Source organism: Aliisedimentitalea sp. MJ-SS2 (assembly GCF_032586155.1).
In the GTDB taxonomy this organism is placed as follows: Bacteria; Pseudomonadota; Alphaproteobacteria; order Rhodobacterales; family Rhodobacteraceae; genus JAWHTC01.
In genome coordinates, this window is sequence record NZ_JAWHTC010000006.1 from 114,294 (window position 1) to 128,832 (window position 14,539).

The 14,539-nt window shown below is 57.5% G+C and carries 15 protein-coding genes; 7 read left to right on the plus strand and 8 right to left on the minus strand.

The window, feature by feature from the left end:
• Positions 1–9: 9 nt before the first annotated feature.
• Positions 10–1,704, plus strand: a complete 1,695-nt coding sequence (locus RXV86_RS20555; protein ID WP_316302410.1) for an ABC transporter permease — start codon at positions 10–12, stop codon at positions 1,702–1,704.
• 134 nt (positions 1,705–1,838) lie between these two features.
• Complete coding sequence (locus tag RXV86_RS20560; RefSeq protein ID WP_316302411.1) at positions 1,839–3,935, plus strand: ABC transporter ATP-binding protein; 2,097 nt, start codon at positions 1,839–1,841, stop codon at positions 3,933–3,935.
• A gap of 48 nt (positions 3,936–3,983) precedes the next feature.
• Here RXV86_RS20560 and RXV86_RS20565 read toward each other — a convergent pair whose 3' ends face one another.
• Positions 3,984–4,391 (minus strand): hypothetical protein, encoded by a 408-nt coding sequence (locus tag RXV86_RS20565; protein ID WP_316302412.1) that lies wholly within the window; start codon positions 4,389–4,391, stop codon positions 3,984–3,986.
• A gap of 203 nt (positions 4,392–4,594) precedes the next feature.
• Here RXV86_RS20565 and RXV86_RS20570 point away from each other — a divergent pair, with 203 nt between their 5' ends.
• The gene (locus tag RXV86_RS20570; protein ID WP_316302413.1) at positions 4,595–5,137 is read left to right on the plus strand and encodes a VOC family protein; all 543 of its coding nucleotides are present in this window, start codon (positions 4,595–4,597) and stop codon (positions 5,135–5,137) included.
• Between the two features lie 67 nt (positions 5,138–5,204).
• Here the strand turns inward: RXV86_RS20570 and RXV86_RS20575 are convergent, their stop codons facing one another.
• Positions 5,205–5,792: a lytic transglycosylase domain-containing protein gene (locus RXV86_RS20575; RefSeq protein WP_316302414.1), complete on the minus strand. Its 588-nt coding sequence runs from the start codon at positions 5,790–5,792 to the stop codon at positions 5,205–5,207.
• Between the two features lie 214 nt (positions 5,793–6,006).
• Here RXV86_RS20575 and ssb point away from each other — a divergent pair, with 214 nt between their 5' ends.
• Positions 6,007–6,486, plus strand: a complete 480-nt coding sequence (ssb, locus tag RXV86_RS20580; protein WP_316302415.1) for a single-stranded DNA-binding protein — start codon at positions 6,007–6,009, stop codon at positions 6,484–6,486.
• Between the two features lie 243 nt (positions 6,487–6,729).
• On the plus strand, positions 6,730–7,710 hold the full coding sequence (locus RXV86_RS20585) for a GNAT family N-acetyltransferase (protein ID WP_316302416.1): 981 nt from the start codon (positions 6,730–6,732) through the stop codon (positions 7,708–7,710).
• Here the strand turns inward: RXV86_RS20585 and RXV86_RS20590 are convergent.
• Positions 7,655–8,797, minus strand: coding sequence for a deoxyguanosinetriphosphate triphosphohydrolase (locus RXV86_RS20590; RefSeq protein ID WP_316302417.1), 1,143 nt, complete (start codon positions 8,795–8,797; stop codon positions 7,655–7,657). The two genes, RXV86_RS20585 and RXV86_RS20590, sit on opposite strands and share 56 nt — an antisense overlap.
• A gap of 84 nt (positions 8,798–8,881) precedes the next feature.
• Here RXV86_RS20590 and RXV86_RS20595 point away from each other — a divergent pair, with 84 nt between their 5' ends.
• Positions 8,882–9,205: an iron-sulfur cluster assembly accessory protein gene (locus RXV86_RS20595; protein WP_316302418.1), complete on the plus strand. Its 324-nt coding sequence runs from the start codon at positions 8,882–8,884 to the stop codon at positions 9,203–9,205.
• Here RXV86_RS20595 and RXV86_RS20600 read toward each other — a convergent pair.
• The 4 genes from RXV86_RS20600 to RXV86_RS20615 form a co-directional block, all read right to left on the minus strand.
• Positions 9,202–9,903: a DMT family transporter gene (locus tag RXV86_RS20600; protein ID WP_316302419.1), complete on the minus strand. Its 702-nt coding sequence runs from the start codon at positions 9,901–9,903 to the stop codon at positions 9,202–9,204. The two genes, RXV86_RS20595 and RXV86_RS20600, sit on opposite strands and share 4 nt — an antisense overlap.
• A gap of 16 nt (positions 9,904–9,919) precedes the next feature.
• Complete coding sequence (locus RXV86_RS20605; RefSeq protein WP_316302420.1) at positions 9,920–10,888, minus strand: hypothetical protein; 969 nt, start codon at positions 10,886–10,888, stop codon at positions 9,920–9,922.
• Positions 10,872–11,207, minus strand: a complete 336-nt coding sequence (locus RXV86_RS20610) for a hypothetical protein (RefSeq protein WP_316302421.1) — start codon at positions 11,205–11,207, stop codon at positions 10,872–10,874. Before RXV86_RS20610 ends, RXV86_RS20605 begins: the two co-directional genes overlap by 17 nt.
• Positions 11,208–11,268: 61 nt before the next feature.
• Positions 11,269–11,811 (minus strand): DUF6749 domain-containing protein, encoded by a 543-nt coding sequence (locus tag RXV86_RS20615; protein ID WP_316302422.1) that lies wholly within the window; start codon positions 11,809–11,811, stop codon positions 11,269–11,271.
• A gap of 339 nt (positions 11,812–12,150) precedes the next feature.
• On the opposite strand from RXV86_RS20615, the gene xth reads away from it, so the two are divergent.
• Positions 12,151–12,930, plus strand: coding sequence for an exodeoxyribonuclease III (gene xth / locus RXV86_RS20620; protein WP_316302423.1), 780 nt, complete (start codon positions 12,151–12,153; stop codon positions 12,928–12,930).
• Here the strand turns inward: xth and pgi are convergent.
• Positions 12,927–14,534 carry a glucose-6-phosphate isomerase gene (gene pgi / locus RXV86_RS20625; RefSeq protein WP_316302469.1) on the minus strand — a complete coding sequence of 536 codons (1,608 nt, stop codon included), beginning with the start codon at positions 14,532–14,534 and terminating at the stop codon, positions 12,927–12,929. The genes xth and pgi overlap by 4 nt on opposite strands.
• Positions 14,535–14,539 lie beyond the last annotated feature (5 nt).

Consider the following 14,539-nt stretch of genomic DNA (forward strand, 5'->3'; position numbering starts at 1 on the left):
GGGCTGGCAATGGAACCGCTTACCTGGTTTGGCGCTTACGGCGCAACTATCGCCCCCCTAATGATGGTGGCAATCACTCTGGCCGTTGTGACGGGGCTTGGCGCCGCGCTCCTGGCCTTTACCAACTCGTCCCCGCGGGCCAGCTTCTCGCTGTTCAATGGTGTCGCCGTTCTTCTCTTGCTGATCGTCGGCTTTATGTATGTCTACGCAGCCATGTCGGGCAGCGGCGGTGGCATGTCGATGACCACCCTACGCAACATACTGATCGGCATTGCACTGCTGGGTCTCTTCGCCGCGATGTTGGCCTACTTCCTGGACACGTTCTTTGACGATCCTGCCGCCTTCATGGGCACAGTGTTCAAATACGCCGTCTATGTGGTCGGCGCCTTGATCGTTCTTTGGCTGGTAGTGACGCTTTTGTTCCAAGGTTCTGGCTACAAGGAATATCTTGCCGGTCTTGACGAAAACGCAATGCCCCCGTCCGAGGACCTGGCGCGCGAGAAATTCGTCCGCACGATCCAGACACGGGGTATTTTGGCGTCGATCGTAGTTCGGTTCTGGCCGGTCATTGCGGCGCTTGTCGTGCTCTTTGCCGTATCGATCCACTTCAAGCGCAAGCTCGGTCTTTATGGCAAGCTGTTTGACAACGTGATCGGGATGATCGGCTTCGGCCTCGTCATGTTCTGGGTGTTCACCGCACTGTTTGCCGGAGCCTTTGACATGATCGCCACACATGGCGCTCTGGATCAGGTATCTGGGCTCAAGAACAAAGTGCCCGGCACCCCGATGCGCAGTTACGAGGAAGGGGTTTATCCCTACTACCTTCTGGGAGGTGACCTCTTGGCCCGGGACGTCTTTACCCGCATGGTCAAAGGCAGCTCGATCGTAATTGTGATTGCCCCGATGGCGACTCTTTTTGCCTTCATGGTCGGCATCACGCTGGGCCTTCCTGCCGGGTATTTCGGCAAGAAGCTCGATGCGACCCTCAGCTTTGTCGCCAACCTGATCCTGGCCTTTCCGGTGATCCTGTTGTTCTTTCTGCTGGTGACACCGGAAATCCGCGCAACTGGCCTGCCACAATACATGGCCATGTTCCTGTTCGTGTTCCCAGTGATCTTCTTGGCCATCCTGATCCACTCGCGATTCAGAACCGAGCCAAACAAGAACATGAAATGGATGGCGATCGTGCTGATCCCGGCGATCTTGGTCTACATGTCGGTCATCAACTCGGACGCCCAGGATTCGAAGATGGGCTGGTGGCCACTGGACCTCTTCGAGATCGACCCCGGCATCCTTGTCGTGTTCGTCTCGGTGGTCTTCGTCAACTCGCCCACCGTGTTCCGGATCGTGCGTGGCCTGGTGTTGGACATCCAGACCCGCGACTATGTCGCCGCCGCCCAGACACGCGGCGAGCGCCCGTGGTACATCATGCTTTGGGAAATCCTGCCCAATGCTCGTGGACCGCTGATCGTCGATTTCTGCCTACGGATCGGTTACACCACGATCCTCCTCGGAACCCTTGGCTTTTTTGGACTTGGTCTTGAATCGGAAAGCCCCGACTGGGGGTCGACCATCAACTCGGGCCGGAAACTGCTTTCGGTCTATCCTCACCCTGCCCTGCCGCCTGCCTTTGCGCTTCTGACCCTGGTTCTGGGTCTGAACCTGCTGGCCGACGGCCTGCGTGAAGAATCGCTCAAGGATTGATGATCCATGAGCTACGCGAACGGTAAGGTAACAAAACGCGCTGGCGCCGAGACCCTCTCTCGGCGCCCGACAGATGCCAGACGGAAACCAGACGGATTCCATACACTGTCGAAACGCGTGAAAGGAGAAAGTTAATGTCGAAGATACACGACTACACCGGCCCCATCCTTGAGATCGACAAACTGTCGATTTCCTTCTTCACCCGACTGCGGGAAATTCCCGCTGTGATGGACTTTTCGGTCAAAGTGGCTCCGGGTGAAGCTGTTGGTTTGGTTGGTGAATCCGGTTGCGGTAAATCCACCGTGGCGCTCGGCGTCATGCGCGATCTGGGCAAAAACGGCCGCATCGTCGGCGGATCGATAAAGTTTAAGGGGCGCGACATGGAACACATGTCGCCCGAAGAACTCCGCGATATACGTGGCAACGAAATTGCCATGATTTATCAAGAACCTATGGCCTCTTTGAACCCCGCCATGCGGATCGGCAAACAGCTGATGGAAGTGCCGATGATTCACGAAGGGGTCAGCGAACACGAGGCCTATCAACGCGCGCTCGAAGTGGTCACGGACGTGAAACTCCCCGACCCCGAGCGGATGCTGAAAAGCTTCCCGCACCAACTTTCCGGCGGTCAACAGCAACGGATCGTGATCGCTATGGCCTTGATGTCAAAGCCTTCATTGCTGATCCTCGATGAGCCGACCACTGCGCTTGACGTGACCGTTGAGGCCGCCGTTGTGGAACTGGTCAAGGACCTCGGAAAAAAATACGGCACTTCGATGCTGTTCATCTCACACAACCTTGGCCTGATTCTGGAAACCTGCGACCGGATCTGCGTGATGTATTCCGGCGAGGCGGTCGAACGCGGTGACATCGATACCGTGTTCAACAAGATGCAACACCCTTATACGCAAGCTCTTTTCCGCTCGATCCCGCTTCCGGGTGCCGACAAGAACTCGCGCCCACTGATCGCCATTCCGGGCAACTTCCCACTACCACATGAGCGTCCTCAGGGGTGTAATTTCGGGCCACGCTGCGACTATTTCGAAGGCGGTCTCTGCGATCAGGAGTTTATCCCGATGTATCCCGCCGGTGACGGTAGCGACGATCACGAAACCCGCTGCCTGAGGTTCCAAGAAATCGATTGGAACGCACCGCTCGAACTTGCTGAAACCAAGAAAAAAGGCGAGATCGGCAAGGTCGTTCTCAAGATGGACAATCTCAAGAAATACTATGAGGTCGCCGCCAACGCCCTCTTTGGCGGGGGTGAGAAACGCGTGGTCAAAGCCAACGAGACCCTCAGTTTCGAAGCCCACGAAAGCGAAACCCTTGCCATTGTGGGAGAATCCGGCTGTGGCAAGTCGACATTCGCCAAGGTGCTGATGGGGCTGGAAACTGCCACGGACGGGGTCATCGAACTTGATGGCAACAGCATTGAGGCGGTGCCAATCGAGGACCGCGACACCCAGACGGTGGCTGACATCCAGATGGTGTTCCAGAACCCATTCGATACGCTAAACCCATCAATGACCGTGGGCCGTCAAATCATTCGGGCGCTGGAGATTTTCGACATCGGCGACAGCGACGCTGACCGGAAGGACCGGATGTTGAAGCTTCTCGACCTGGTAAAACTGCCTCGTGCATTCGCAGAACGCATGCCACGGCAGCTTTCAGGCGGACAGAAACAGCGTGTTGGCATCGCCCGCGCCTTTGCTGGCGGGGCGCGGATTGTTGTAGCCGACGAACCAGTTAGCGCGCTTGACGTATCGGTTCAGGCGGCTGTAACCGACCTGTTGATGGAGATTCAGCGCGAAGAGAAAACCACCCTTCTCTTCATCAGCCATGACCTGTCCATCGTGCGCTATCTCAGCGACCGGGTCATGGTGATGTACCTGGGCCACGTGGTTGAGCTGGGCTCGACTGACGAGGTCTTCGCGCCACCTTACCACCCCTACACCGAAGCGCTTCTCTCGGCCGTTCCCATCGCCGACACCTCCATCGAGAAAAAACACATCGTTCTCGAAGGCGATATTCCGTCGGCTATGAACCCGCCCCCGGGCTGCCCTTTCCAAACACGTTGCAAATGGAAAGACAAAGTTGCTGGCGGTCTGTGTGAAAGCGAAGTGCCGCCAGTTCGGCAACTCTCGGAAGGGCATCAAATCAAATGCCACTTGGATGACGACGCGCTCAAGGAAATGGAGCCAGTCATTAAGCTTGCCGAAGCGGCAGAATGAAAATGAGGCGGCCAAATCGGCCGCCTCACATCTTACCGATGGCCGGCGTTATTCATCGTCTTCCTTGGCTTTGGCAGCCTCAATTTCCTCTGGCGATGCCACGATGATTTTTGGTGAACACCGTCTGTGTTCGTACCTCTTTAACAACCCTTCATTGCGGCGTTGATATGCACGGGCTTCTTCACCAGCAGCCCCTTTCACGTCCATAAAGAACAGGGCCGGGAAAAAGATGAGCCCCCCAACGACACCCGCCGCGACGTTGTCACCTTGTTTCTTCTTCTTCTCGTCGACCAACTTGAGGATGGCCGCGTTGTTCACGGAAATTTCTTGACGAAGTTCCTTGCAGGACAGTTTCGCGTCGCCGTCTTGAACAATTTCTACTGGATTTGGCTTGCGTCCGGCACAGGCGCTAAGCGCCAGCGAAGAAACAACCAGTAAACCGATAACGTTTTTCAACTTAGTATCCTCTCAACTTTTCCGCGATAGGGCTATCCATCTCGCAATCTATGAACAACCTACTAGCAATTAACCCACTGCATTTGCAGGTTGGCTGTTGCCAATGAGCGTCACGGCCAGGTGGTGTACAGTCGATTTTCTCCTTGATGGTTACATTTGTAACTTTTAACACCTCAACAACATTTGAAAAAGGAGCGCCACAAATGAAGATCGAACAGATTCACCACGTCGCCTATCGTTGCAAGGACGCCAAGGAAACCGTCGAATGGTATCGCGACATGCTGGGCATGGATTTCATCCTGGCCATTGCCGAGGACCACGTGCCCTCGACCCACGAACCCGACCCCTACATGCATATCTTCATGGATGCCGGCATGGGTAACGTGCTGGCGTTTTTCGAACTGCCGACCAAGCCGGAAATGGGCCGTGATCCGAACACGCCGATCTGGGTGCAGCATATCGCCTTCAAGGTGAAGGACCACGCTGAACTTATTGAATTCAAAGAACATCTCGAGGCCAAGGGAGTCGAAGTTCTGGGCGTGACCGACCATTCGATTTTCCACTCGATTTATTTCTTTGACCCCAACGGCCACCGTATCGAACTCGCCTGCCCGGACCCCAAGGAAGATGCGATGCTTGAAAAGCTCGACGCCGTGAAATGGGAAATGCTCGAGGAATGGAGCCGCACAAAGAAGGCACCAAAACACGCCGAGTGGATGCACGCCAAAGAACTGAGTGACGTCTGACATCGAGCGGCGGTAACAGCAAAAAGGCCGGGTCAATCGCCCGGCCTTTTCGCATTCAGTGTCAGGATTAGCTGCCCCAGATAATTTTCACGTAATTGCGAGTTTCCTTGTAGGGTGGAACCCCACCGTATTTCGTCACCGCACCGGGCCCGGCGTTGTAGGCTGCTAACGCCAGCCGCCACGACCCGAACTTGCGGTATTGCTGTTTTAAGTAGCGTGCACCACCATCCAGGTTTTCATATGGGTCATGGGGGTTTACACCCAGTTTCCGTGCGGTCCCGGGCATCAGCTGCGCCAACCCGATCGCGCCCTTGTGCGATTTGGCTGACACTTTCCAGCCCGATTCTTGCTGCACCAGCCGTAAGAACAAGTCGGTTGGCACGCCATGCCGTTGAGCCGCGGCCTTAGCCATGCTCAGGTATGGCCCGCGGTACTTGCCACGATAGGATTTCGGGCTGCTGCCCCATTTCGTGGGTGTATGCACTGTTGGTGGCTGCAACCGCACCGAGGCGTTATACTGACTACGCGCCCGCGTATCGAGAAGTTTTGTCTGTGATTTGAATGACTTCGACCGCTTGTTCGCGAACAGGTCGGCCTGCGCCCCCAGAGGGGCAGCCAAGGCGAGCACAAGCGATAAACCAATAATCCGACGCATGACCCGAATAGACCCCCAAAATGCGTGTGCACCTCTATATATGGTTTGTACGGAAATTCCAGACCAAGCATGCCGCAACGCTTTGCGACGGCATGATTTTGCTTCTCCATCGGCACGGTTGTTAGGATTTGACTCGCATTTTAAGCTTTTCTTCACTGCTTTCGGGTGGTGTAACGCTTGTTAACGACAAACGGGGATTCTTGAGGAGAACGCAATGGCCGGCTCATTGAACAAGGTAATGCTAATCGGCAATCTGGGCCGCGACCCCGAGGTGCGCACGTTTCAAAATGGCGGTAAAGTGTGCAATCTGCGCATTGCCACCTCGGAGACCTGGAAAGACCGCAGTACCGGGGAACGCCGTGAAAAGACCGAATGGCATTCTGTCGCAATTTTCTCGGAAGGGTTGGTCCGGGTCTGCGAGCAATACCTGCGCAAGGGCTCCAAGGTCTATATCGAGGGCCAGCTGCAAACCCGTAAATGGCAAGATCAGTCCGGTGCAGATCGCTATTCAACCGAGGTCGTTCTGCAAGGCTTCAACGGCACATTGGTGATGCTGGACGGCCGCAGCGGTGGCGGTGACGGTGGTGGCGCTTCTGGCGGCGGCGATTACGGTGGCTATGACAGTGGCCCGACCGGCAACCCCGCTGGTGGAGGAGCACCCAGCCGCGACTATGACGACGAAATTCCGTTCTAAGCGACAAGCCAGGACATCAAAGCAAGGGCTGCCCCAACTCTGGGCGGCCCTTTTTCTATGGAAGAACCAACAACACCACGCTGAGACCCAGCATAGGCAGCGAAAGCGCGCAGGCAATCAGAAACGGCACCCACGGCGTTGGCCGAGGTGGAGGCAGGGTGTGACCGTAAACAGGTGAGCCGCGCGGATGGAACATACTGGTCAGTTAACCACGGTTTAGGTTTCTTCTGCGTTAATGCCACCATGAGTTTTCACAGCAACATTTCTGTCGATAGCGCGTTCGAGCCGCCCACCCCATCACAATCACAGCTTTACTGTCGGATGCTGCGCAAAATGGGGCGTGATGTTCTGCGGCTCGATCTCAACGGTGTTGGCCTGGGGCGGCTTATCCTGCGCGATCTGGGACCCTTGGGAAAGATTGCCCTGATGCCCGGGGGACCACGCTGGCGGCAGGGCCTGTCGATCACCGCGCGCCGCGATGTGCTGGCCGATCTCCCCCGGCTGGCCCGACACCATTGCATCCGCGCGCTGATCACCAATTGCGCCACCCCATTGGACGAGCGCATCCTGCGCATCTCCGGACATCTGCCGCTGGTGACCGGCGGGTATCATGCGCAACTTGACCTGGGGGGGAGCAGCAAAACACGGCGGGCCCGCATGCAGGGCAAATGGCGCAATCGGCTTTGCCATGCCGAAAACCATGGAATCACGGTCAACCGTGCCCGTTTTGACCCGCGCCGCCACGGCTGGCTGCTAGAGGCCGAGGCCAAGCAACGTCAAACCCGTGGCTATCGCGGGTTGCCGCTTGGATTTGTCAGCGTTGCGGCCGAAACCGCTCCCAACCAGGTGCAGCTTTTCATCGCATCGCAAAGGGGAACACGTCTGGGGGCAATGCTGTTTTTAATGCACGAAGGCACCGCAACTTTTCACATCGGCCACCTCACCGACACGGGTCGCGGCTGCTCGGCGCATAACCTTCTTCTGTGGCAGGCCGCAACCTGGCTGGCACGCAAAGACACGACCTGGATCGACCTTGGCCCGTTGGAAACGGAAACCTCTGCCGGGCTGGCTCGGTTCAAACTGGGCAGCGGCGCGCAACCGGTTCAACGCGGGGCAAGTTGCCTGTACAGTGCCGTTACCTCCCCCCTTGGACGCCTGACCGCGGGATTCAGCCGCAAAGCCGCTCGTGGGATTGCAGGGCAAACCGGTCAGTCATCCCGCTGATATAATCTGACACCAACCGCGCCAGGGCCAGTTCATCCTTGGCCTCTGCGACGTCCCCATACCAGCGGTTCGGCAGCAGGTCAGGCCGCTGCAGATACAGCGGGAACAGGTCCTCGACCACCTGTGTCACCTTCTTGCGCATCTCCACCACACTGGGCGCGCGATACATGCGCTGAAACAGAAAATCTCGGATCACGCTCAGATCCGTCCGGAGCCCGGAGGAAAACTGAACCATCATCCGCCCGGCCCCGCGAATCTCGGCCGCGCTTTGTGGGTCTAGTTCCGTCAGGTTGCAGCGGCTTTCGGTGATGACATCCTCGACCAGAACGCCAAAGAACCGGCGCAGTGCCTCGTGCCAACGGCGATAGGGTTCCAACCCGGGATAGGTTTGATCCACCTCTGCAAAACACGCCTCCAGGATCGGCAATTGCATCACCTCTTCGACTGTGAACAGCCCGGCGCGCAGACCGTCATGCAGATCGTGGTTGTTGTAGGCAATATCGTCGCTCAGCGCTGCTACCTGCGCTTCGGCCCCGGCGTGCGTGCCAAGCTCTAAATCGTGACGCGCGTCGTACTCGGTCAGCGCGTAGGGCAAATCGCCGACCACCGGACCATTGTGCTTGGCAATCGCTTCCAGTGTCTCCCAGGTCAGGTTCAGCCCGTCCCATTCGGCGTAATGTCGTTCCAGCGCAGTAACGATGCGAATTGCCTGGGCATTGTGGTCGTACCCGCCAAAAGGGGCCATAAGCGCATCGAGTGCATCCTCACCCGTATGACCAAACGGCGTGTGACCAAGATCATGGGCCAGCGCCACGGCCTCGGTCAGTTCCGAGTTAAGCCCAAGAGCGCTGGCGATAGTGCGTGCAACCTGTGCCACTTCGATCGTATGGGTCAGGCGGGTGCGAAAATAATCCCCCTCATGCTCAATAAAGACCTGGGTTTTATGTTTTAGCCGCCGAAAGGCGCTGGAATGGATAATCCGATCGCGATCCCGTTGAAAACAGGACCGAAACGCGCTTTCTGGTTCGGCATATAGCCGTCCCCGGCTTTGACTGGGATCGGTTGCAAAAATTGCGGGGGCCTGCATGGTTTCTCTGCCTGTTCTTGCCCGTGCTGTTATCCGTGCTTATATTGCATCCGCGCACGCAGGAAAACAGCCTTAGGAGACACCATGCAAATCCCACCCAACGTTACGGACCGTGCGTTTGAACGGCTTTCCGAAATCGGTGCGTCAGCCGAAGGCAAAGCCCTGCGCGTGGCGGTAGAAGGCGGCGGATGCTCGGGCTTTCAATACAATATCGACCTTGATGACCCGAAGGATGAGGACATGATACTAGAGGGGCGCGGTGAAAAGGTCGTGGTCGATGCGGTATCGCTTCCATTTCTGGCCGGTGCGACGATTGATTTCACCGAGGAACTTATCGGCGCAAGGTTCGTGATCGACAACCCCAATGCCACTGCCTCCTGCGGTTGCGGCACCTCGTTTTCGATTTAAGCCCGCACCACATGCCGGGCAATCAGGCGCGCAATCGGCACTTCATAGGCCAGGAACAGGCCTGAAAGTACGATGATGCCTGCGCCGAGATATGTCTGCGCCGTAGGCCATTCGCCAAACACCCAGGCCCCGATCAGCACCATCCAGACGAACTGCAGCTTCAAAAGCGACGTGACCGCGTGTGCAGGCAAACCCCGCAACGCCACCACCAACAGCCAGCGCGCCGCAAAAAGCACGGCACCATACCCCATCGCCAAGCTCAAATCGATCAGGGGCATCGTTCGCCAGACAAAGGGCAGCGCCAGAGCCATCACGGTTAACAGCGCCAGGTTGGGATAAAGCACCTGCGCCAACCCGTTGCTTTCAAACCTGCTGATATAGCGCGAAAGAATGATCGATACGGTACCAAAGAACGCGGCGAGAAAGGCAACCATATGACCAAAACCCAACTGCGCAAATCCCGTGGGGAACAGGCAGAGAACGCCGACGAACCCGGCGCCAAGCGCCCCCCATGCGACCGGCGTAACCTGCTCGCCCAACATCGACCCTGCCAGAAGCGCGGCGAAAAGGGGCATCAAGCCGATGAACAGGAACACATCGGCGAACCCGAGGTGGCGAAAGGCAAGAAAGAAAAAAATTGTTGCTAGAACCGTGAACGCCGCCCGCAAGGCCATGGCCCGCGGGCGGATTGTCGACAATGGCTCCCCACCCGGCTTAAGGCGCGCGCTGATTAGGCACAGGGAAACCACCACTGCGCCTGATAAGGCATACATCTGTGGCGCCGCATAACCCGTCGCCAGGGCCTTGGTCATACCATCGGCCAAGGCAATCAACGCGGTGTAGACCACCACAAGGCTCGCGGCACGAGAGACAAGTACAGTCACACCCCCTGCCCCGAACGCTAGGAATCGTCGCTGTAGGACGCGACATCAATCCGGATTCCGCCCTTCCTGCACGTACGAAACCGGCAAAGAAAGCCTCGAAGTCGCTGCTGGCAGTTTCGGCCCGGAGCAAAAACTCTTGGGCCTCTTCCGACAAAGAATCTACCACGTGATGACGCATCGTGCTCCAATCCGCGTGACGCGTGTCCATTTCAAACAGACATTCGGACATCCCGCGCAGCGGCGCGGTCCCCGAATAGGGCCGGCGAAACTGCATCCGCCCTGGCGTGAAACCTTTTGCAAATGCGTCCGCGCCCGAAACCGCCATTAACCAATTACAGACGAAGAACTCGTGATAATCATCCTGCACCGACAGGGCATCGCCGCTTTCAACTTCGAAGCCGCGGGTATGGGCGACAAGCCACTCTTCCCAGATCGCGGGAGGGGCTGTCCCGGCGTAACGCGTAGCGATGCAGATCTCGGCCAGAAGGTCGGCGTTAAGATCAAGAAAGGCCAGGGTTCCGGCAAAATCCAGGCTTTGCCGCACCTCGTCGTCGAGCCCTGGGTCCTTGCGGCCATATTCGCTGAGATAGAAAACCGTATGGGTCAATTCATAAGCGGCCTTCTTGTTGGGAATGGCAAAACTCGCCGAACGGGAAACGAAATCACGCAATCGATCGTCGAGGCCCTGATCCTTCACCAATGGGTCGATCCCGCGACGCAGCATCAATCGGCGCGCCTCGGCCCGTAGTAAGTCGCTCATCTCGGCCCGGGCCAGTTCCTGATCATTTGCCCAAGTCACTAAGGCCGACCCCTTTTTTGCCCTCTATCCCGAGATCCTCAAGATCAAGACAGATTGACAGCAAAAAGCGGTAGTATTGCGGGAAAACCGCAAGCCGCTTGTCGACCTGGGCATAGAACCCTGCGTGCACGGCAAGTGTCTCGGGCGCGATACGCGCACCCATACATTCGAGAATGTTCAAAAGCTCGGCGTTTTCTTTGAGCCAGAAGACATCGTCACCAAAGCGCCGTTCGCGGGCAAAACTGGTCAGCAATGCGGTATGACCTTGATCTTGGCGTTGGATCCGGGACGGGACATTCAGGTGTACGACATTGGACATGTTGATTACTCCTTTCACAATCTCGGGCGAGCCAAACGCCCCGTCTCGGGTTCCGTTTCGGTCAGGCTCCCGAGGTGAACATGCGAGTGGCATCCCCACCAAGGGCATCGCTCGCCGTGCTCGGCGCCGCACCCGACGTAAAGGCTTCGACCGCATCGCCGTGGGTTGTATCGGGTGCCGCCGTGGGGAACGCACCAGAGGTAAACGCCTCTACGGCTTCACCAGTGATCGTTACACTGCTGCCGGACGGGGCCGCACCTGACGTAAAGGCCTCGACCGCGTTGCCGCTGATCGCCTCGTTGCTGCCAGTCGGGGCGGCGCCCGATGTGAACATCTCGACCGCATTACCGTCCAAGGCCGTGTTTGACGCCAACGGACCGGCGCCGGAGGTGAAGAGAGCCGTGGCATCTCCTGCATGCGTGGCGTGGGTCGTCCCAGGGGCCGCACCCGAGGTGAACATTTCAACGGCCTCGCCAGCCAGACCGTCCCCCGAAGCACAGGGGGCGGCACCAGACGTGAACATCGTACATCCCTCACCCATGTGCAGGCTGGACTCGGGCATGATCTCATTGGCGATTTCGTCGGTTTTGCGAAGTGCAGACATTTTCTTCTCCCTACAGGTTTGTTGCCTCTTTAAGATGCACGTTTAACGGGTTTTGATTAGAAAAACTTACTACTTACACGTGTTTTTCCTTTTGCCTAAGTCAAGGTTCTCCGGTAACAAATTGAATTAATGTAGTTTTTGAAAATCGAGAGATTTTGGAGAAATCATGCTCGGCATGGGTTGCCAGCGGTCACCATCGAGCAGATCAAATCACAGCGAACCAGGTGAATGCCGAATCGAACTAGCCGTGAGCAGTGAGTCTTCGCGACAATCCAGAGAACAATTCTGTGTTTCAATTGACGTCCGAAACACACTAAAACCGTGTGAACGGAGGCGCTCATGAAAATAGCAACATTCAACATCAACGGGATCAAAGCTCGAATTGGCGCGCTCAGCGACTGGCTAAGTGAGGCACGGCCCGACGTAGCTTTGCTGCAGGAAATCAAGTCGGTCGACGAGAATTTCCCCCGTGAGCACTTCGAGGACATGGGCTACATCGTCGAAACCCATGGTCAGAAGAGTTTCAACGGCGTAGCGATCCTGTCGAAACTTCCGCTTGAGGATGTGCGCCGCGGTTTGCCAGGAGATGAAAGCGACGAACAGGCCCGCTGGATCGAGGCCACGGTGATCGGTCAGCGGGCGGTGCGCGTCTGCGGCCTCTATCTACCCAACGGCAACCCGGTGCCGGGGCCGAAATACGACTACAAACTGGCCTGGATGGATCGTCTCCATACCCATGCTCTAGACCTTCTAGCCAGCGAAGAGCCCGTGCTGATGGCGGGCGATTACAACATCATCCCTCAGGACGAAGATGCCGCCCGCCCCGAGGCCTGGCAGGAAGACGCGCTGGCCCGCCCCGAAAGTCGCGCCGCCTTTCGCCGCATCCTGAACCTCGGCTTTACCGAGGCGTTCCGTGCGCGGGTGCATGGCCCCGAGCATTATTCGTTCTGGGACTATCAGGCCGGCGCCTGGAATCGTAATGACGGCATTCGCATCGACCATTTCCTACTCAGCTCGCAATGCGCCGACCTGTTGGAAGATTGCCAGATCGATAAGGAATTCCGAGGCCGCGAAAAGCCATCGGATCATGTGCCAGTCTGGGTGCGACTAGCAGCTTAACCCGCCCCGCGCAGATAATTCGCCAGCATCCGGGTTGAACCGTCCTTGTTGTGCCCATCGTCCTCGCCGGACAAAACCGGGCCAAGTGCAGTGGCCAATTCCTTACCCAGTTCCACGCCCCATTGGTCAAAGGAATTGATGCCAAGGATTGCCCCTTCAACAAACACCCGGTGTTCGTAGAGCGCCACGATACGGCCCAAAGTGCGTGGGTCGAGCCGTTCGTAAATCAGTGTGGTTGATGGCCGGTTGCCCGCGAATACCCGCTGTGCAGCCTGCGTCTCCAACTCATTCCCTTCATAGCCAAGACTGCTGGCAATCTCTCGTGCGGTCTCCAGCGAACGCCCCACCATCAGCGCCTCGGACTGGGCCAGGCAATTGGCCTGCAACAACAGGTGGTGATGTGCCAGTTCCGGTTCGTGCCCCACGCGGCCGACCAAGAACTCGCACGGCACCACCTGTGTGCCCTGATGCAGCAGTTGATAGAACGCATGTTGCCCGTTCGTGCCCGGCTCGCCCCAGACCACCGGGCCGGTCTCGCGGGGCAATGCCGCGCCAGCCTTGGTCACCCGCTTGCCATTGCTCTCCATTTCCAATTGCTGGAGATAGGCCGGCAGCCGCAGCAGCCGTTGCTCGTATGGCAACACCGCACGGGTGGGATAGCCCATTCCCTGATGGTGCCATACACCCACCAATGCCAGCAGAATCGGCAGGTTATCGGCCAAAGGTGCCGCGCGAAAATGCGCATCCATCTCGGCCCCACCGGCCAGGAATTCATCGAAATCCTCGGGGCCCACGGCCAGCATGAGAGACAACCCGATCGGCCCCCAGACCGAATACCGCCCGCCAACAAAGTCACCAAACCCGAATGTCCGTGCTTCGGGGATGCCAAAGGCGGCCGTTCGGTCCGGGCGGGACGACAGAGCCACGAATTGCACTGCCGGATCGGCAACGCTTTCCGCCATCCACAACCGCACGGTTTCAGCATTGGTCATTGTTTCGATAGTGGTAAAGGTCTTGGAGGCCACAATCACAAGCGTGGTCGCCGGGTCCAACCCACGCAACGTATCGGTCGCGTCCGCCCCATCCACGTTCGAAATGAAATGCACCCGCGGCCCATTGCAGTAAGGGGTCAGCGCTATGTTTGCCATCACCGGCCCGAGATCCGAACCGCCGATTCCGATATTGACCACATCAGTAATCGGCCCGCCCTGCCCTTTGAACGCGCCGCTGCGCACGTCTTTCACGAAACCCTGCATTCGGCTCAAGGTTTCACGGATCTCAGGCATGATATCCTGCCCGTCGACGTCAATTCGAGCATCAAGGTTGCGCAATGCCGTGTGCAAAACTGCGCGATCTTCGGTTGTGTTGATCTTGTCCGCAGCGAACATCGCATCGCGCTGTGCCTCAACACCCGTTGCGCTGGCCAAGTCAACCAGGATACCCAATGCCGCACCATTCAGGGCCGTCTTGGAATAATCGAACAACATGCCGCACGCCTGCAGCGAAAACATCGCTGCACGATCGGGGGCTTCAAACAAAGCCTCGATTCGGCGGCCTTGCGCCGCTTCAGCATGCGCTTCCATGGCACTCCAAGCTTTTTCGATACTCA